22 protein-coding genes and 1 pseudogene are annotated in these 16,001 nt (G+C 59.4%); 9 read left to right on the top strand and 14 right to left on the bottom strand.

Translation table 11 applies throughout. The annotated features are described in order from the left end of the window. Positions 1–128 precede the first annotated feature (128 nt). On the top strand, positions 129–677 hold the full coding sequence (locus tag AB8841_RS21580; protein ID WP_370437843.1) for a hypothetical protein: 549 nt from the start codon (positions 129–131) through the stop codon (positions 675–677). After that, on the top strand, positions 640–855 hold the full coding sequence (locus AB8841_RS21575) for a hypothetical protein (RefSeq protein WP_370437842.1): 216 nt from the start codon (positions 640–642) through the stop codon (positions 853–855). Before AB8841_RS21580 ends, AB8841_RS21575 begins: the two co-directional genes overlap by 38 nt. Positions 856–961: 106 nt before the next feature. Here the strand turns inward: AB8841_RS21575 and AB8841_RS21570 are convergent, their stop codons facing one another. Further along, positions 962–1,222 carry a PsiF family protein gene (locus AB8841_RS21570; protein ID WP_370437841.1) on the bottom strand — a complete coding sequence of 87 codons (261 nt, stop codon included), beginning with the start codon at positions 1,220–1,222 and terminating at the stop codon, positions 962–964. Between the two features lie 116 nt (positions 1,223–1,338). Between AB8841_RS21570 and AB8841_RS21565 the strand changes: the two genes are divergently transcribed. The 3 genes from AB8841_RS21565 (at position 1,339) to AB8841_RS21555 (ending at position 4,652) form a co-directional block, all read left to right on the top strand. Then, the gene (locus AB8841_RS21565; protein WP_370437840.1) at positions 1,339–2,049 is read left to right on the top strand and encodes an IS6 family transposase; all 711 of its coding nucleotides are present in this window, start codon (positions 1,339–1,341) and stop codon (positions 2,047–2,049) included. A gap of 773 nt (positions 2,050–2,822) precedes the next feature. Next, positions 2,823–4,001, top strand: coding sequence for a DUF2382 domain-containing protein (locus AB8841_RS21560; protein WP_370437839.1), 1,179 nt, complete (start codon positions 2,823–2,825; stop codon positions 3,999–4,001). 411 nt (positions 4,002–4,412) lie between these two features. Beyond that, a complete protein-coding gene (locus AB8841_RS21555) occupies positions 4,413–4,652 on the top strand; it encodes a DUF6489 family protein (protein ID WP_370437838.1) in 240 nt (79 codons plus the stop codon). 198 nt (positions 4,653–4,850) lie between these two features. Here AB8841_RS21555 and AB8841_RS21550 read toward each other — a convergent pair whose 3' ends face one another. The 4 genes from AB8841_RS21550 to AB8841_RS21535 form a co-directional block, all read right to left on the bottom strand. Continuing rightward, positions 4,851–5,285, bottom strand: a complete 435-nt coding sequence (locus AB8841_RS21550; RefSeq protein WP_370437837.1) for a hypothetical protein — start codon at positions 5,283–5,285, stop codon at positions 4,851–4,853. Between the two features lie 48 nt (positions 5,286–5,333). Then, complete coding sequence (locus AB8841_RS21545) at positions 5,334–5,537, bottom strand: hypothetical protein (RefSeq protein WP_370437836.1); 204 nt, start codon at positions 5,535–5,537, stop codon at positions 5,334–5,336. Positions 5,538–5,603: 66 nt separating this feature from the next. After that, positions 5,604–5,825 carry a hypothetical protein gene (locus tag AB8841_RS21540; protein WP_370437835.1) on the bottom strand — a complete coding sequence of 74 codons (222 nt, stop codon included), beginning with the start codon at positions 5,823–5,825 and terminating at the stop codon, positions 5,604–5,606. 43 nt (positions 5,826–5,868) lie between these two features. Continuing rightward, positions 5,869–6,108, bottom strand: coding sequence for a hypothetical protein (locus AB8841_RS21535; RefSeq protein WP_370437834.1), 240 nt, complete (start codon positions 6,106–6,108; stop codon positions 5,869–5,871). A gap of 529 nt (positions 6,109–6,637) precedes the next feature. Here AB8841_RS21535 and AB8841_RS21530 point away from each other — a divergent pair. Together AB8841_RS21530 and AB8841_RS21525 are read left to right on the top strand one after the other, a co-directional pair. Further along, positions 6,638–6,856: a hypothetical protein gene (locus AB8841_RS21530; RefSeq protein WP_370437833.1), complete on the top strand. Its 219-nt coding sequence runs from the start codon at positions 6,638–6,640 to the stop codon at positions 6,854–6,856. Between the two features lie 283 nt (positions 6,857–7,139). After that, a pseudogene (locus AB8841_RS21525) lies at positions 7,140–7,226 on the top strand (DUF1003 domain-containing protein); the annotation flags it as partial. A 228-nt stretch (positions 7,227–7,454) separates the two neighbouring features. Here AB8841_RS21525 and AB8841_RS21520 read toward each other — a convergent pair. Both AB8841_RS21520 and AB8841_RS21515 read right to left on the bottom strand, forming a co-directional pair. Then, the gene (locus AB8841_RS21520; RefSeq protein ID WP_370437832.1) at positions 7,455–7,700 is read right to left on the bottom strand and encodes a hypothetical protein; all 246 of its coding nucleotides are present in this window, start codon (positions 7,698–7,700) and stop codon (positions 7,455–7,457) included. A 306-nt stretch (positions 7,701–8,006) separates the two neighbouring features. After that, positions 8,007–8,408, bottom strand: a complete 402-nt coding sequence (locus tag AB8841_RS21515; RefSeq protein WP_370437831.1) for a PRC-barrel domain-containing protein — start codon at positions 8,406–8,408, stop codon at positions 8,007–8,009. A gap of 190 nt (positions 8,409–8,598) precedes the next feature. Here AB8841_RS21515 and AB8841_RS21510 point away from each other — a divergent pair, with 190 nt between their 5' ends. Continuing rightward, positions 8,599–8,769, top strand: coding sequence for a CsbD family protein (locus AB8841_RS21510; RefSeq protein ID WP_370437830.1), 171 nt, complete (start codon positions 8,599–8,601; stop codon positions 8,767–8,769). A 1,235-nt stretch (positions 8,770–10,004) separates the two neighbouring features. Here AB8841_RS21510 and AB8841_RS21505 read toward each other — a convergent pair. From AB8841_RS21505 to AB8841_RS21475, 7 genes are all read right to left on the bottom strand, one after another. Then, positions 10,005–10,232, bottom strand: a complete 228-nt coding sequence (locus AB8841_RS21505) for a DDE-type integrase/transposase/recombinase (protein WP_370439336.1) — start codon at positions 10,230–10,232, stop codon at positions 10,005–10,007. 321 nt (positions 10,233–10,553) lie between these two features. Beyond that, positions 10,554–11,087 carry a PRC-barrel domain-containing protein gene (locus tag AB8841_RS21500; protein ID WP_370437829.1) on the bottom strand — a complete coding sequence of 178 codons (534 nt, stop codon included), beginning with the start codon at positions 11,085–11,087 and terminating at the stop codon, positions 10,554–10,556. 305 nt (positions 11,088–11,392) lie between these two features. After that, on the bottom strand, positions 11,393–12,073 hold the full coding sequence (locus tag AB8841_RS21495) for a DUF1345 domain-containing protein (protein WP_370437828.1): 681 nt from the start codon (positions 12,071–12,073) through the stop codon (positions 11,393–11,395). A 702-nt stretch (positions 12,074–12,775) separates the two neighbouring features. Next, positions 12,776–13,933 carry an AI-2E family transporter gene (locus AB8841_RS21490; RefSeq protein WP_370437827.1) on the bottom strand — a complete coding sequence of 386 codons (1,158 nt, stop codon included), beginning with the start codon at positions 13,931–13,933 and terminating at the stop codon, positions 12,776–12,778. A 279-nt stretch (positions 13,934–14,212) separates the two neighbouring features. After that, entirely contained in the window at positions 14,213–14,416 is a 204-nt protein-coding gene (locus AB8841_RS21485; RefSeq protein WP_370437826.1) for a DUF2934 domain-containing protein, read from the bottom strand. A 180-nt stretch (positions 14,417–14,596) separates the two neighbouring features. Beyond that, positions 14,597–14,851: a hypothetical protein gene (locus AB8841_RS21480; RefSeq protein WP_370437825.1), complete on the bottom strand. Its 255-nt coding sequence runs from the start codon at positions 14,849–14,851 to the stop codon at positions 14,597–14,599. A gap of 9 nt (positions 14,852–14,860) precedes the next feature. Further along, on the bottom strand, positions 14,861–15,205 hold the full coding sequence (locus tag AB8841_RS21475) for a hypothetical protein (RefSeq protein ID WP_370437824.1): 345 nt from the start codon (positions 15,203–15,205) through the stop codon (positions 14,861–14,863). Between the two features lie 245 nt (positions 15,206–15,450). Between AB8841_RS21475 and AB8841_RS21470 the strand changes: the two genes are divergently transcribed. Next, entirely contained in the window at positions 15,451–15,990 is a 540-nt protein-coding gene (locus AB8841_RS21470) for a hypothetical protein (protein ID WP_370437823.1), read from the top strand. Positions 15,991–16,001 lie beyond the last annotated feature (11 nt).

The raw sequence follows: 16,001 nt of genomic DNA, 5'->3' as shown, positions 1-16,001 counted from the left end.
GTTGCGGCGCCACGATCCGAAACTGGAGCGGTCGGGCACCGGCCGCGATTGGCCGTGGCTACCGCATTTCCGAACGGAAAGCGGGGTCTAATCCCCATGAGAACGGGGCCAGACCAGGGAGCAATCCGATGGAAACCCGCATCGACGAGATCGGTGACCGCATTTATCGCCTCTCGACCTACGTGCCCCCGGCCGGCTTCACCTTCAATCAGTTCCTCATCCTTGGCGAGGAGCCGATGCTGTTCCACGCCGGATTTAGACGGATGTTCCCGATCGTGTCGGAGGCCGTGGGCCGGTTCATGTCGGTCCAGGATCTACGTTGGATCACGTTCGGCCACTACGAGGCCGACGAGTGCGGCGCCATGAACGAGTGGCTGGCCGTGGCCCCGAATGCCGAGGTCGCGCATGGAACGACCGGGTGCCTCGTGTCGCTAAACGCTATGGCCGATCGCCCGCCGCGGGTGCTGGCGAACGGCGAGGTGATCGATATCGGCGGAAAGCGCATCCGCTACGTCGATACACCCCATGTGCCGCACGGCTGGGATGCCGGTCATCTACGAGGAGACCACCAGGACACTGTTCTGCGGCGATCTCTTCACGCATCTGGGAAACGGTCCCGCGCTCACGGAAAGCGACATCGTGGGTCCGGCGCTCGCAACGGAGGACATCCTCTATGACACCAGCCGCGGCCCGAGCACTGCGCCGACGGTCCGGAAACTGGCTGACCTTGCCCCGCACACCCTGGCTCTCATGCACGGCTCCTCCTTCGTCGGCGATGCGGTCGCCGCCTTGGAAAATCTGGCCTCTGCCTACGATGCGCGCCTGCGGGCTGCCATCATGGAGGAGCAGCCCTGAAAAGGCAGAGAGGCTGTGGCCTGATCGATCAGGCCCTCTTTATGCGTCGGTTATTCCATGCCCGGAGAACAGCCCGATCGGAGGGTCGCAGGGGCTGTCCGGTGCGTCACATTCCGACCGAATCCTTGACGCACTTGCTGGTGAAGCTGGTCTTGGCTGCGCCGCTCAGCTTCTTTTCGGACGCCTGTGTGTCACAGGATGCCTTCATGTCGTTCTCGCACTTGGTCATGAAGCTGGTCTTGGCGGCACCGGCAAGCTTCTTCTCGGTCGCCTGAGCGGTGCACGAGGCCTCGGCGGCCATGGCGCTACCAGCACACATCATCAGCACGAACGCTGCTGCGAGGGCTTTCGTCATCGTCTCCTCCACGGGTTTCCTCCCCCTCAGTTGAAGCTAGGGCGATCATGGCCGTTTCCCAGACGGACGTGGCCGGAGGGCACCGTCAGGTTAACCGGCGGGTGACCGGATCGAGGCATACGTGAGGGATGAAGAAGACCTGTCATCCTCGCTATGCCCGTCACCGCTTTCCGGCTGAAGGGATCAGCCAGGCTGTCTGGCTGTATTTTCGGTTTCCGCTTAGCCTCCGGATGGTCGAGGAGATGCTGGCCGCCCGCGGAATCCTGGTCAGCCATGAGACCGTAAGGCAGTGGGCGCTGAAGTTTGGACAAGCCTTCGCCAACCAGATCCGCCGCCGTCTGCCCGCACCCGGAGACAAATGGCATCTCGATGAGGTCGTCATCAGCATCGGTGGCCGGAAGCATTGGTTGTGGCGGGCCGTCGACCAGCACGGGACCGTCCTCGATATCCTGGTTCAGAGCCGCCGAAACGCAAAGGCCGCCAAGCGGCTGTTACGAAAGCTGCTCAAGAAACAGGGCATCGCTCCGCGAGTGATGATCACTGACAAGTTGGCCAGCTACGGGGCGGCCAAGCGAGAGATCATGCCAGGTGTCGAACATCGCCAGCATCGCGGCTTGAACAATCGCGCGGAGAACAGCCATCAACCGACCCGCCAGCGCGAGCGCATCATGAAGCGCTTCAAGTCAGCCGGTCAGGCGCAGCGTTTTCTCACGGTTCACGACCAAGTCGCAAACCTGTTCCGCCGTCCCGCCCACACCAATGCAGAAGATCATCGCCGTGTCCGCGCTCAGGCCGTTCAGGTCTGGGCCGAGGTGACTGGCATCGCGAGTGCCGCCTGATCTGTCGTCTCAGGGAGGCGCTTTGCTTTCAGCTCGTTAAATTGACAGTGCCGTTTCAACACCTCCACTTTGGCACATCAAGGCCGCTGGGGGGCGTCCACCTCATCGGATCCCCAGCAACTGGTCAAAGTTCGCCAGTTGCTCAAACCGACGCACCGGGCGGATGACCTCATGTCGGGTGATGACAGCCCTTTAGCGCCCGTGGCATGTGGGCCTTCTGCAACATCCGGATGAGCGGGGCCAGCACGAAGCTCAGAGGAATGACAAGCGCGACTGGAACGAAGACCGCGCTCAACGTACAGAGCCGCGATGACGAGAGCGATCATGCCGACGACCCAAGACCAGCGGACGCGGGGCCTGGGGTGAGGATGTCCCGACCGGCGAGCTTGGGCTTCAGGTTTGGCACCGTTTTGAGTTCCCGGGTCGCCGCCAGCTCGGGTACATCGGCCCGGCCCAGTGCGACACGCCTGTACGGCCGTTTCGCTCCGTTGCCCGGCTTAGCGCCGTCGGGCATGACAAAGGAAACTGCCCCTTGCTCCGGAACTGTGGGGTCCTAAAGCCGTTGTCATGTTGCGACGCAGCAAATTCTTTCGCTATTGCGAGATTGTCTTCCTGCTATGTGCGCCGCCGCTCTGCAAAGGCTAACCAATTCCAAACCCCGCTCGCCTCGAGGAGCGATTGCTTCGCTCTTCCACCACCGTTAGCAACAACCAGATCAGGCATCCGGATCCCACTCAGTATTGCGTCTGGCTCCAATCTTTCATGAGGACGACATGACGACCATCAGACAACTGCTTCAGACCAGCCCGGCCAAGGCCAACGAACTTTTCACCAAGCTCGTGGATACCTCGGACGGCGCAGTCAAGACGCGCGAGAGGCTGTTCGCGGAACTCAAGGCGGAATTGGAGCTGCTCGCCAGGCTCGAAGAAGAGCACCTGTTCCCGGTGCTCAGGAAACACAAGGCCACCAAGGGCCTTGTGTCCGAAGCGCTCGCCGACAACAAGCAAACCCGAATTCTGCTCGATGAGATTGATGCCACCCCCAAAGACAGCGAGGAGTTCGCTACCAAGGTTGCCGAGTTGCGCAAGATCCATCAGCAGAGTGTACGTGACGGGAAGAACGAGCTGCTGCCGGCCACCCTGGAGGCACTGAGCGACGAGGAAGCCCAGGCTATCGTCGATCGCATTGAGGCCGAGAAGACCGAGATCGAGGAAGCCCGGTTGGCGGAGGCTGAACAGCGCCGGATCGAGGCAAGGCTCGAGCGTGAGCAGGAAGCAAGGCGTCTTGCTGACCAGGAGGATGAGGCCGAGCGCGAGCAGGAGGCCCGCACGGCTGTCCGGCAGACTGCAGACGCCGTCGCACGGACAGGCGAGGCCGCCGCTGAGAGTGCCGCGCAGATGATCCGGACGACGGCAGAGGCCGCGCAGCGGGTCGCGACCGCGCCCATGAGCACCGGCTCGGTCCTCTGGGATTCGATGTTCAACCTCTGGACGGCTCCGCTGGGCCGTGCCGTGGCGCGACCCACCGCTGGGCAACTGTCGACGCAGGCGGAGGAGGTCATCCCGCTGGCCGAAGAGACCCTCGTCGTGGGTAAGCACATGGTGACCAGCGGCACGACTACAGTGCGCCGCATTGTCGTAGAAACGCCGGTTCAGCAGCAGGTATCGCTTTATGATGAGAAAGTCATCGTGGAAAGGCGCAGACCGGTCACCGATGCCGTGACCGGAGAGAGCCTGACCGAGCTCACGATCGAGATGATCGAGACGTCCGAAAGGCCTGTGGTTGGGAAGAGCGTGAAGGTGCGGGAAGAGGTCGTCGTGCGCCGGGAGCGCACCCAACGGATCGAGACCGTGCGGGACACCGTCCGTCGGGACGAGATCGAGGTCATGCACTCCGACGAGAACCATCGTGCCGGTAAGACGCGATCCGTGATCGCCTCCGGTCGCAAGTAAGATCACGAATTCAAAGCCACCTTGCACACAGGTCGTGACTCTCGACCTCGATCTGTGTGCCCGCAACCGGAGCAGGAATGCCGGCGTCAGGGACTTCACCAAATCATCAGATCACGTTCCGTGACAGCCACCTTGCTTCCCATAGGGAATCCGGTTTCCGCGGTGGCGCGCTGCTTTCTCCTGAGGAGAACGGACAAGCACTCCCTGGCTTGAACACGAGGCGTTCACCGTGCGTGACGCCTGCTGGTGCCACGAAACGGCCTTGTCAGTCGCTTGGGGTTCGCGGCCTCAGGGGCGCGGACAAGGGCATGAACCGGATCATGGGCGGCCACTCCGAACCAGCCCTGTTGATCGCCGTTGTCATGGAGATCCACGTCGGCCAAATGGCTGACCTCCGACAGGAGACTTCAAATGAAGGTCACGGTGAACATTGATTGCACACCAGAAGAAGCACGTGCCTTCTTCGGGTTGCCGGATGTGCAGCCCATGCAGGAGCACTTGATGAGAGAGATGCAGGAGCGCCTGTCGATGAACCTGAAAGCGATGGACCCAGAGACGATGATCAAGACCTGGTTGCCGACCGCCGTCAAAGGCTTCGAACAATGGCAGGACATGGTTGCAGCCCAGATGAGCTCGACGAGGACTAAATAGATACCGGTGCGGCGGTCACTGTCGTTCCAGGAATTTGAACGGGATCAAGGATCACCGGGAAGGTCTCATGCGTCCGCCTTCCCCACCTCGCCGACCCTCCCAAGGAGGTCGACCGTGACAGGCCGCAGATGACACGACACAAATGATAAGGAATGCTCACCAAATTGCCGGATCTCTTGCAGAGAGGAGGAGTGATTTTCAGCGGGGTTCATCCATCTCTGGGAAAGCGGCCTGATCAGCTTTGTTGCGCGCGAGAAGGGCTTGCAAGACCGCCAATATGGCTTCATCCGCCGCAGCCGCCGCCAGCTCGAAGGCAGCTTCTGCGTAGGTCTCTGCCTCATCAGCCTGAGCATCGAGCAGATAAGCCTTGTCACGTCCATTCTGTGAAACGTGAAGAGCATGCAATCCGGACTTCTTTTCCGCCACCCACGTCTTTGCCCTGGCATTGGCCGCCTCAACGGCAGCGCGATGGTCGTAGATGCGTTGCTCGACACGGTCGAGTTGGCTCTCAAGAGCATCCTGCGAGTGATTGAAGCTTGCGGCGCCGTTTGACTTTAAGGATTCAAGCCGGCGGTCCAGGCCGTGGAGCTTGATGCGAAGCTCATCGCAAAGGCGACTTATTCTCTCGCTCATGCGAGGCTCCTTTCGGGCTCAATGGTGCTGGGGCAGCAAGCCCCTGGCCTAGCTCTCTCTTGCCGACCATTCACGGCCATACTGACTCACAATCCCCGTGCTGAAGACTTTTGCTCCCGCACCAACGGCGTGGGCTTCCGCCGCTGCGGCATTGATGGCGGCAACGCGGGAGTCGTACTCGCCATGATGTTTGCCATTCACGCGAATGCGCCAAGCCCCATGGTGCTTGACGACGTAAAATTCGGTCGACATCAACGGATCTCCACACCTGTGAGCCTGGAGTGAGGGCTCGGGCCCGCTCCAGGTTTGAGAAACTGATCAAAACTGCTTGCCTGCCATCCAGCGCGCGACGTCAGCCTTGGCCGTCTCATCGGGCAGGCCGTAGCGCACTTTTACCATCGCAACGAGTTGCTCCTCGTTCTTGACCTGCGACAGGTCCAAGGTCGTCAGGCAACTCCACTGGCGTTTCGCATCATCGCGGCAGCCTGTCTTGCGAGTTACTGTTTCGTTGCTTTCGCCGCCCTGATAGCCAAACATCATCGCCTCCATGAATTGGGGCTGGTCTCGTCATACAGCGACCGGCTCAAAGCTGCTTATCCAGGGCCCAGAACTCGACATCTCTGGTCGCCTGCTCGTGGGAGAGACTGTAGCTCTCTTCGACTTTCTCGATGAGTTCCGATGGGGTCCGGATCCCCGACACCTCTAGCGCCGTCAATTGATCCCACATGGCTTGCATCATCGACAGGGCGTGAAGCGTCAGTCCGGGGCCGTCGTGCGTTCGATAGTGCTGAAGATCGAACATGAAGCGGCTGTTCGGGCACATGGGGAACCTCCCCCTCTCATATAAGAATCTTGGCCATCGCAAAGTAAGAACAAAGTTCATCTTAAATTAATATGGTGGGTGTGAGCTGCAATTACAGGTGATTCACAAAATAAATATCAAGTAACTACGATTTCTATATCTAGGATGCAGACAAGAGAGTATGCTGGGAAATAATAAATCAAACCGATATAAGGATTATTTATTTATAAAGTTCGACATGGTTCATTCAAGGAGCAGAACAATGTTAGACAAGCGGTAGTCTCGGTTCTGCTCATCGCCGGGTGCCTCCTCCTCTACGAAGCGGGCACTCGAGAAAGAACGGTCAAGCATTACCAAACCCTGCGGTAAAGGAGGACAAGATGTTCGATAAAAATCGCCTGCCCTGGATCAATGATCCACTGAACCTGACGCTCGTCATCGTTGTAATCGCGGCGTCGATTGCCGTGTACTTCATCGTCGTGCGCGGCTGGTCTTGGTGACAGACGAGCAGGATTGGCGACGTTGCCCCAGGACCGGAAAGAACTGTGTCATGAGAACGCATCGCTACGCCGTCGGCCCGCACGTCAGCTATGCCGAGGCCTATCCACCCCATGATGTCTGGAGCGGGCGTTACGAGATCGTCTTCCTTCTCCCTGCCGGAGACCGGGAGCCACAGTCCCAGATCCGCAGCGATGAGCAGACGTATGATCGGGTTGTTAGAGAATCCCAGCTCCAGGAGGATCTCGGCGCGAGGGGACGATGCGGGTGAGCCCGATCAGATCCGACAATTGGCCCAGCAACTTCGGGAGAGCGGCTTTGACCGGTTCTCCGAACGGGAACGCCGCCTTCTGACGCAAATTGCAGCCCGCCGCCATGTGACCCGAAACGTCAACCACGCACTCCAACAGGAAGAAGCGCGGGGAGACCGTTGGGCTGACCGCGTCGCCGGGTTCGGAGGGCCATGGGCCTTTATCGCGACCTTCCTGAGCAGCCTCCTTGTCCGGACCCGTCTCAATACGATTCCGCTGTAGCGGGCCAATGGGGCGTTCGATCCCTACCCTTATATCCTTCTCAATCTGGTTCTCTCGATGATCGCTGCCGTGCAGGCTCCGCTCGTTCTGATGTCACAGAATCGGTAGGCGGCCCGGGATCGCATTGCTGCTGGCCTCGATTATGAGACCAACCTCAAGGCCGAAATCGAGATCATGGCCTTGCATTAGAAGATGGGTCGCGTTCTGATCGAGAATCTTGAGCAGATCGCCGGATACAGCCGGATCAACGACAGCGCCTGACAGAGCTTTGCGAAGCGCAAGCTGCGAAACCTTAGATAGATCCAGTGGAGAAGACTGCCTCTAGCATTCGGCATGTCAGGATCTGATGATGTCGGCGTAGATGCATTTGATCTGATCGAAATCCAATGAGCCCCCATCCACGACAGTGATGCGAGCGCTTTCACGGTATCGTTCCGGCAGACCTTCCAATGTAAAGACCACGGCGTCTTTTAGACAGCTGAACTGCTTGACAGTCCCCGGATCTCCCGTCTGCTGCCGGGTCGGCTCGTCAGGGGCGGACCAGACGACCTGAGCCGGTCGACTGAGGTCAGGATGGCTCATGGCTCCGACCCTCCCGATTGGACAGGCAAATCCGATTACGGTGACGCATCAGCAGCGAAGCAATATGCCAAGGTCGAATGATGTTCCCGCTGTTGGTCACAATCCAATGAACCCGAGGCATCCGATCTCGCAGCACTGCCGCAAGGGCTCCGCCGAGTGTCGGGAAATCCTGGCCTCTTATCGCCCCATCATAATCATGCCAGAAGATAAATCATGCCAGAAGATAAGCCGGGCCGGTGCTTCAACATTCATTGTCATTCGGCCATATGGCCCGCGACTTAAGGCGAGATGGTGACCGATGGAAGATTAACGTGTCCACTTGCCCTCGTAACGAAACTCCGGGGCCGACTTGAGCTGATTGAGGTCGGCGTTCATCGCCGCATGCCACTTATTCTCGCCCTCCATATACCGGATCGAGATCGATGAGGGATCCACGGCCACATATCTTTGGCCGACGTCCAAGGCCTCGCCGACCGACAGCACGATGCCGGAGATCTGGCCGCCTTCAAAGGCGATGTCCTCGATCTTACCCATCTCCTTGCCACTGGCATTTTGGACATCCAATCCGATCAGCCTTGAGCTGAGAATGGCATTGTTATTGACCGTGATGAACTGAGGCGCACGGGACGCGGCGGGAGTGCTCTGAGCCTGAGCCATGCTTCCAAAACCGAGGGCGGCGATGAGAACCATAGGAGCTGAACAGGGCATCGTATTCATCCTTGAAACGGCGCCCAGCGTCAGTCTCGTTCAGGATAGTGGCCGATTTAGGAGGATCATCCGCGGTGGTTTCCCTCACAGGACTTCCGGCTCATGGATGCGCTCATGCCACAGGAACGATCTTGTGCGCCAATGCTTGCTTCTGATGACGTCGATACACGTCAGCCCTCAGGAGAGAATCATGGACAAAAATCGCATCAAAGGCTCAGCGACACGCACAGGCGGCAAGATCAAACAGGCTGCCGGCGATCTGACGGGCGACTCCAAGCTCCAAAGCGAAGGCAAGACGGATCAGGCCAAGGGTAAGATCCAAAATGCCGTCGGCAGCGTCAAAGACGCGCTCAAGAAGTAAACCAAGTTGAGCTTGGTCTCACAGAAGTCCCATCGTCGTTCCTCGATGGGGCCAATCTCTCATACTTGGCTGCCCTCGCAAGTCACTGGCCTAACACTACAAGCCGGGATTTACGGCGGCGTCAGGTGCGTTTGCACCAGTGACATTTGAACCCGGACTCACAACCAGCAGCTGATCGCAGCGGCAAGAGAGACGGAGGCAAGATTTCATCTGGTTTGACGCGTCAGGATGAGATCGGTTGTGGCGCGCACAGCGCCATTCTCGCCGATGCGGCTTAGCACCAGTATTCGAACACGAGCCGGGTCGATGCTGGCGAGCCTCATGTCTGAGGTCATGTTCCCGAAGACCGGGGCTGGCCAGTTGATGGTCAGGCTAATGACACTGCCCTGTTGCCGGCCGGTCAGGCGCGCCGTCCCGACCTGCGAACCCGTGTACGTCCCACTGACCCTGCCAGACCGAGGATTGAGGGCAAGGTCGGCGCTTATGGTTCTGGAAACAACCAGATAAGCCGAGCATGTTCCTCGCAGCGCTAAGCCGGTCGGGCCTTGTTGGGATGCCTGGAACCTACACCGCACGGGATAGGTCGTTGCATTCGGCCCCTCCGTTACGGTTCCGGTGGCCGAAAACGAGCCAGTAAAGCGGTCAAACGGACCTGCGCTCGCCGTTTCCGGGGAGCACAGGATACTCAGCCCTGCCGTCAGAGCGATTATGGCGCAATCCGCCTGTGCTCGGCAGGGCTGCTGTCGTCCCGCCGCGCCTCCAACCTCGCCTCCGGCGGTCATCTCTGCTATCGCTGTGGGCGAGGATGCGCCATCAATCATGGTTCAGCTCACGGATCCAGACTCGGCCGCGCAGGTTCACCGCTAAAGAAAGTAGCGGGTCTGTATGAAAGCACAGGTGCCGGTGCGGTCGGTACGCATACGCCATCGCACCATGCCGAAACTTCTTTCGGTCCCGTGTGGTTCCCCTCCGGAATCCCGAGGCAATGGCGACCTCAGTACACCGTTGGCCTTATTTCCAATTAGGAAAACATCGAAGCAATGGCTACAGTTGCGGCTGCCATTTGGCGGCCGCGGCAACCGTCGAAGGCCCTGTCGACCGCATCGTCACGTTAACCGGCATTCGACAGAATTCATGCTGAAAACAGCATCGGCTTCAAGCGGCAAGCGCCACAGAGGTGATATCCGCCCATGTCTCGAAGGCAGCTTGGCGGGCCTTGCGATAGGCGTCGGCAGTCACCCGATGGCGTCGCAGGTGAAACAGATTGCTGATCGGATCGTGGATCGAGAGGAAGCGCTGCGCCTGTCGCGCTGACTTGAAGGCTTCATCTGGCGTTCGCGTCGGCGGGTGGGTTGATGCGAGTTTTCCGCCCGGTTGTTCGAGCCCCTATGCTGCCGATGTTCGATGCTCAGGCCCATCTCCCTGCGAGCAGCGCCGTATGATGCAAGTTTGTCCGTGATCATGACGCGTGGAGTCATGGCATTCTTCTTCAGGAGCTTGCGCAGCAGACGTTTGGGACTGTCCCGTTGCGGCGGCTCTGGACCAGACCATCCAGGACAAAGCCGTCTGAACTCATAACGGGACCTCAGCCGTCTTCGTGTCCCGGTTCCAAATTTGCGACGCATCCGAAAGGGCATGGCCGAACCTTCGTACGGTTCTAAGCGCGCCTTCGTCACGGCAGTCGTGCACCCGCACTTGCAACCAGCCGAGACGTAGCTGCGCAGGATGTGATTGATCCGCAGCGCAGGAGCCAAAGCGCGGAAAGTGCTTCTCCGACGAAGCTGTCAATCAGAGAAGTTAAATGCTGGAGCCGCCTTAAGCTGCTCCCTGGTGATCTTGATCACGGCATGGTCCGGGTAGGACGGACCGGGGACATTTGTGGTGCGCGTCACCGTTCCGGTCGTGCGGACCGACTCATTGGGGTTGTTCGGGGTCGTCGTCCGGGTCGTATCCGTTGTCGAACCAGTCGTAGAGCTTCCCTTTTCAACCCACTGAATCTCATCGTAGGGCAGCGCAACATTGTGCTCGCCCATACCGAGAAAACCGCCAACTCCGATCACCACAGCTTCGATCTTGCCGCCACGGTCTTGGAGCAGTTCCCTGATATCGCCAACGTGCTCATTATTGCTGTTGTAAACGTCCAGCCCTTTCAGCTTGAAGGTGCGCCATTTCTCCGGTTCCACCTGACTTAAGAACTTTCCAGAGGCCGCAGGGTTAGCCGCTGTCGTATTTGGGGTCGGTGGATTGGTTTGCGCGAGGGCCGCAGCGGAGATCAGGATCACACCAAGAGAAGTCATTACAAAACGCGTCGTCATCATATCATTTCTCCTGTCCATGGCGGCGCTTTAGTTATGCGTAACATGAAACTATATTTCTGCACCGACACCTTTATTGATCTAAGTCAATAAAGGTGCAGAGAATTGAACATTAACAGACGTGAAAACCTCCAGCCGGCTGTTGCCCTACGACGCGGAAAGGCAGCGGCAGGAGACGCGATCTACTGTACCCCTGGGCGGAGCCAGCAGTTCTTGGAGCCGCCCCGTCGATCAGCCGAAGGCACGCCGCACGCATTAGAATACCATGGGTCTCCCAGCGCTTGGAAGTATTTCCGGCTTGGTTCGTGCTAATGAGCCGATCCAACAGCAATATTCACAGCCAGGGCCAGAATGACCGCATTGAAGAAGAATGACACCACCCCGTGGGCGAGAGTGATGCGTCTCATCGGGGTCGTTCGCACCTGCACGTCCGAGACCTGGGCCGTCATTCCTACAACAAACGAGTAATATAGGAAGTCCCACAAAGCGGGCTCCTCCGTTCCAGGAAACTGGAGGCCACCCGCATCGCTCGCGACCTCTACGGAATGTCTGCGATAGAAGAGGTGCGCGTAGTGAAACCCCATAATGGTGTGAAGCGTGGTCCAGCCCAGTGGTACGCTGATCATGGCGAGCATGAGTTGAGCAGCATTCGGCTTTTCCGGCTCGTTGACCAACAAGAAGATTGACCCGAGGCTCAGACTGACGGCCGCAAGGGTCAGCAGGGTGATCAGGAATATGCCTTCATCCCTTGACGCAGCGCGTCGGCGCATGTCTGCCGACGTTGCATTTATCACCGTATTCAGCGCTGACAAGAGATAGCCGCCGAAGAAGGCGTCACCCGCTATGGCGACGTGCAGGGGCCGAGCAAGCATTCCAGTCGAAATCCAAACAAGGATGCCGAACGCCGCAGAGGCATAGAACCGCCAGTGATGCTTCAGATAGGAGCTGGGTAAGTAGCGCACAGCTCTCTCTTCCTCGAATCCGGCCATGCCACCCTATAGATATCACTCCGCATCAGGGGACCAAAATCCCTTATTCGATGTGTCTCGCATCGAGGGCTCGTTCACAAACAGTTGCGGTGGCCGGCTCCCGGTGCATGCTCCGGGTCGAATGTTGGCGGAGCGGCGCTACCCGCAACTGCACGGCACCAAGCGGCACTGGCGCAAATCCGGTGCCGCCCAAAGCGGCGCACACCTCAGTTTAGGCCCGGTGGCTCGCCCCAGAGATCTCGCGCCCTTGCGCTCAGCCGGGCGCCAGCGCGCCAGACCCTCACCTGGGGCTCAGAAAGGAGGCCCCCCAGTGTCCCGTTTGTGCCGTCTCAGAAGCTAAAGCATCGGACGTGAATTCGAATTCACGTCCGATGCTTTAAGTTTTTGATTCTGAGCATCTTTCCACGCAAAACCGGCTCCCACTTTTGCGTCCGATGCTCTACCCTACTGCTCCGATGCCGGCGCGTCCCGGCAAACACCCGGCCGCTGATCTGCCCCTCGACCAGGTGCTATTGCCAAGGTTTTTGAACCAGGCGCCGAACGCGGCAGTAAGTCTAACGAAAGAGACTGCTCCAATTTGGCCTTGGTGCAGATCAGGTCCGGCGGCCCCTGGATTGAGTCGGCGGATACGACGATTGGGTCTCAGCCTCGATGAGCTCGCGGGCGCTCTGGGGGAGGTGCGAGCGAGCGGAGGTGATACCGCTATGTTCCTTCGAGGAAGTGTCCCAGGGCCTTCAGCGGGCGCACCCGATCGCAAACGATCTTCAGAATCGCCAGCATCGGAACGGCCAAGATCGCGCCGGGCACGCCCCACATCCAGAACCAGAACACCAGCGACAAGATCACCAGCACGGGGTTCAACGTGAAGCGCCGCGCCAGCAGCATGGGTGTCAGAGTTTCGCCCTCGACGAGGTGAATGCCGAGATAGAGGGCCGGCGGCAGCAGCGCCCACCATAAGCTGTCGAAACTCAGCATTCCGGCGAGAAGAAAGATGCCGATCCCAAACATCGGTCCTAAGATCGGAATGTAGTTGAGCAGGAAGGCTGTGGCCCCCCACAAGAGAGGATCTCCCAGCCCGCAAAGATACATCGCGGCCGCGGTCGCGACTCCCACCGCCGCATTCATGGCCGTGATCGTCACGAGATAGGCGGATATGTCCTCCTCGATCTGCTGGGAGATGTCGACGGCTTGCCGCTTGTCGCTGAACTTCGGCAGGATTTCGACGATGCGGCGAAGGAAGAGATCGCCCGACACCAACAGAAAGTAGAGCACCAGAACGGTCGTAAACAGGCCGTCGAGGATGGACCGCGTTCCCGTGAACAACGCACTTGTCAGGCCAAGATCGCGGCGAACCGCAATCGTGGGACCCTTTGGCCCGGAAGCGTCGGCGGCCTGCTCGGCCTGCTCGATGACCTTTTGCAACGCTTGGATCGGCCCCGTGAGAACCGCCAGGTGGGCTTCGAGGCGCGGGATGCCCTGCGGCAACCTTTCCGTCCAAGTCGCGGCGGGAATTGACAGGGCCGCTACGGCACCCACAAGCGTTCCAGTCACCAGCAGGATGGCTACGAGCGCTCCGACCGCCCGGGGGAAATGCACATGCTCCAGGAGACGCACAGCGGGTTGCAGAAGCAGCTTCAACACGAAAGCGAGTACGACGGGAAGGATGATCGCGCTTGCCACGTAGAGCGCCGCCAAAGCGGCCAAGGCGAAAAGCCCACCGAGAAAGAGCGTCTGTGGATTGGATGGCAGCGGCATCTCTGCCTCGTCGAGTGCCTCCGTCGACACGGCATTCGGTTCCGGCGGCCGATCATCTTGGATCGGTGACAACGGGGAACGCGGTGGCATTGAGACCGGAGCCATGGCCGTTCTCCCTCCCGGACCTGAGCCTGTCCGTGCATCCGCAGTGAACCATACCCGCTTTCGTCAACCCTTGCCAGAAAAGCCATTCCCAAGGTGGGACCCCGGCGTTGTTCAGCGCACACCTGCCCGCCGAACCATTCCCCGGCTCGATCGGCCGTGGGGACGTGCTTGGAGGAGCGCGTCACCGTGATCGAGGCATCGTCGGCCGACTTTGCGGCAGCCGTCTGTCACGCAACAACTGACTGTCATCGCCAGCTCGCATGGCTCCGAAATCTATTGCTAAGCCGGGCCGTCAGATCCAGAGCCACTCTTCGCGGAAGTGGCATTCGCGCTGATGCCACCGCTGTTTGCTTCCCCTTTCAGCTCACGCTCGGCCTGGTGCCAAAACTCCGCCTCGTAGCCTACTGGGCAGCCGCGTTTCTCCCAAAGCTCGAAGGCACGCTGTCTTACCTGGTCCTCGGTCATATGGGTGTTCGGCGCCATTCGCGTCTCCTTCGTTCGTTCTCTTCCGAGAGGTATACAAGCCAAGCCGTGCTGCGGGTTCTCAGCCATAGACACTTGTATGGGCCTAGCCCCCAGACCCGTCGACGTGTTGGTGCTCATGGCCACTGGTGAGAGTTCAATCGACGATGCCGGTCACAGCAAAGGCGGTTGATCCCCGCCTCAGGCAGACGGCTGCTCTTTGTGGGCTGCTGTCAGTTCCCGCGGATCGACCCTGACCGCTTGCACCGAGCCCTGGTGCCCCTGATGCAGTGGCAGGTAAATGGTGGTCGCAACTCGCCTATAGGCGAGAAACGACAGCCCCTCAATCAGTCCCTCGTCAATGTCGATCGTGTAGGTACCGGCGGGCTGTAAGCCATCAACAGCCATCAGCGAGAACGGGTGATCGAAGGTAACGGTCTCTCGTGTCGTACGCATGACCTGCTCCTAAGCCGCGATCTTATCGGCGCAATCTTTGGCAACCTGGCTGTTGCCTTCCATGGCGCCTGGCATCGTCGCCCACCCGTTTTTCATGACGAGATCGCCCCTGTTCCAGGACGAGGCGGCCTTGATCGCAGCCATGCACTCGGCAAGCTGGGGATCACGCTTTGATTGATCAACGCAGATCAGGGATAAAGCCGCGACGACATCGGCTTTCGACCGATCAGCGGCCATCGTGCGGGCGGTTCCGCCCGTGACCCAACCGCCCCAGGAAAAGCCGATGACGGCAAGCGCGGCAGCGCCACAGGCGGCGCCATAGAGGCCAGGTTTCAGCCATTCTGAGGTTTTCATGATGTTTTCCTTGGGACGATGGAAACACAAGTCTCCTGTCCTTAAATCTCAACATAGCACGAACGAGTGGAATATTTGATGTTTATTTCGGATCTGATCCTACTTATTCAGGTGGCAAACTCCCATATCTTATAAACTGTCGATGCGAATTTCTGTTTACGGCAGACACTGGTCGCCATCCGGGAAGTTCAACTTGGCTTGGCCTGAGGCGTTCATTGAACGTGCTCTGCATTGAGGAGGCTGCCATGACATTTCTGGTCCAGTTCAAGAGATACCGACGCGGTGTCCTTGAGGTCATTGGAACACGGCCTGTTGCCGCGGCCGACGGCGCCGCAGCTTTGGCATTTGCCCAGAGCCCCGCCGGGATGCGACGCTGGCCAGCGCGCACCGATGCTCTGCGTGTAATGGACGATGGTGGCCGCACACTGCTCGATTGGACAGTGCCGGTCGAGATCGCGCAGCCGGTGACCTATTCACCCAGCCGCGTTCCACCTAAGGCCGCCGGCAAAGAACCGCGCCCAACGCCTCTGGTGACGACAGAGCGGTCAAAAGAGCGCCCTTCAACACACGCGGTGGACCAGCACCGGTTTGCTGTGGGGCAGGCGGTCTCCTACGCGGAGGACGGTCGGCCCGAGGTCTGGAAAGGCGGCTATGAGATCGTCAGGCTCGATGATCCACGTGGCGAGCCGCAATACGCGATCAGAAGCGCGGATCAGTCGTATGACCGGATCGTGCGCGAGCACGAACTCCGCGAGGACCTGGGCGCCCGCGCCCGTGGCCGTTGAGGCTTCATCAT

This window comes from Microvirga sp. TS319, from assembly GCF_041276405.1.
Classification (GTDB): domain Bacteria; phylum Pseudomonadota; class Alphaproteobacteria; order Rhizobiales; family Beijerinckiaceae; genus Microvirga.
Note: the sequence above shows the minus strand (reverse complement) of the source record. Positions and strands in the feature narration are given on the sequence as shown.

What these genes read in the sequence shown, in the direction of transcription:
- AB8841_RS21580 (WP_370437843.1), top strand. Translation starts at nt 129, where the DNA reads ATGGAAACCCGCATCGACGAGATCGGTGACCGCATTTATCGCCTCTCG.
- AB8841_RS21565 (WP_370437840.1), top strand. Translation starts at nt 1,339, where the DNA reads ATGAAGAAGACCTGTCATCCTCGCTATGCCCGTCACCGCTTTCCGGCT.
- AB8841_RS21560 (WP_370437839.1), top strand. Translation starts at nt 2,823, where the DNA reads ATGACGACCATCAGACAACTGCTTCAGACCAGCCCGGCCAAGGCCAAC.
- AB8841_RS21555 (WP_370437838.1), top strand. Translation starts at nt 4,413, where the DNA reads ATGAAGGTCACGGTGAACATTGATTGCACACCAGAAGAAGCACGTGCC.
- AB8841_RS21550 (WP_370437837.1), bottom strand. Translation starts at nt 5,285, where the DNA reads ATGAGCGAGAGAATAAGTCGCCTTTGCGATGAGCTTCGCATCAAGCTC.
- AB8841_RS21545 (WP_370437836.1), bottom strand. Translation starts at nt 5,537, where the DNA reads ATGTCGACCGAATTTTACGTCGTCAAGCACCATGGGGCTTGGCGCATT.
- AB8841_RS21540 (WP_370437835.1), bottom strand. Translation starts at nt 5,825, where the DNA reads ATGATGTTTGGCTATCAGGGCGGCGAAAGCAACGAAACAGTAACTCGC.
- AB8841_RS21535 (WP_370437834.1), bottom strand. Translation starts at nt 6,108, where the DNA reads ATGTGCCCGAACAGCCGCTTCATGTTCGATCTTCAGCACTATCGAACG.
- AB8841_RS21530 (WP_370437833.1), top strand. Translation starts at nt 6,638, where the DNA reads ATGAGAACGCATCGCTACGCCGTCGGCCCGCACGTCAGCTATGCCGAG.
- AB8841_RS21520 (WP_370437832.1), bottom strand. Translation starts at nt 7,700, where the DNA reads ATGAGCCATCCTGACCTCAGTCGACCGGCTCAGGTCGTCTGGTCCGCC.
- AB8841_RS21515 (WP_370437831.1), bottom strand. Translation starts at nt 8,408, where the DNA reads ATGCCCTGTTCAGCTCCTATGGTTCTCATCGCCGCCCTCGGTTTTGGA.
- AB8841_RS21510 (WP_370437830.1), top strand. Translation starts at nt 8,599, where the DNA reads ATGGACAAAAATCGCATCAAAGGCTCAGCGACACGCACAGGCGGCAAG.
- AB8841_RS21505 (WP_370439336.1), bottom strand. Translation starts at nt 10,232, where the DNA reads ATGATCACGGACAAACTTGCATCATACGGCGCTGCTCGCAGGGAGATG.
- AB8841_RS21500 (WP_370437829.1), bottom strand. Translation starts at nt 11,087, where the DNA reads ATGATGACGACGCGTTTTGTAATGACTTCTCTTGGTGTGATCCTGATC.
- AB8841_RS21495 (WP_370437828.1), bottom strand. Translation starts at nt 12,073, where the DNA reads ATGGCCGGATTCGAGGAAGAGAGAGCTGTGCGCTACTTACCCAGCTCC.
- AB8841_RS21490 (WP_370437827.1), bottom strand. Translation starts at nt 13,933, where the DNA reads ATGGCTCCGGTCTCAATGCCACCGCGTTCCCCGTTGTCACCGATCCAA.
- AB8841_RS21485 (WP_370437826.1), bottom strand. Translation starts at nt 14,416, where the DNA reads ATGGCGCCGAACACCCATATGACCGAGGACCAGGTAAGACAGCGTGCC.
- AB8841_RS21480 (WP_370437825.1), bottom strand. Translation starts at nt 14,851, where the DNA reads ATGCGTACGACACGAGAGACCGTTACCTTCGATCACCCGTTCTCGCTG.
- AB8841_RS21475 (WP_370437824.1), bottom strand. Translation starts at nt 15,205, where the DNA reads ATGAAAACCTCAGAATGGCTGAAACCTGGCCTCTATGGCGCCGCCTGT.
- AB8841_RS21470 (WP_370437823.1), top strand. Translation starts at nt 15,451, where the DNA reads ATGACATTTCTGGTCCAGTTCAAGAGATACCGACGCGGTGTCCTTGAG.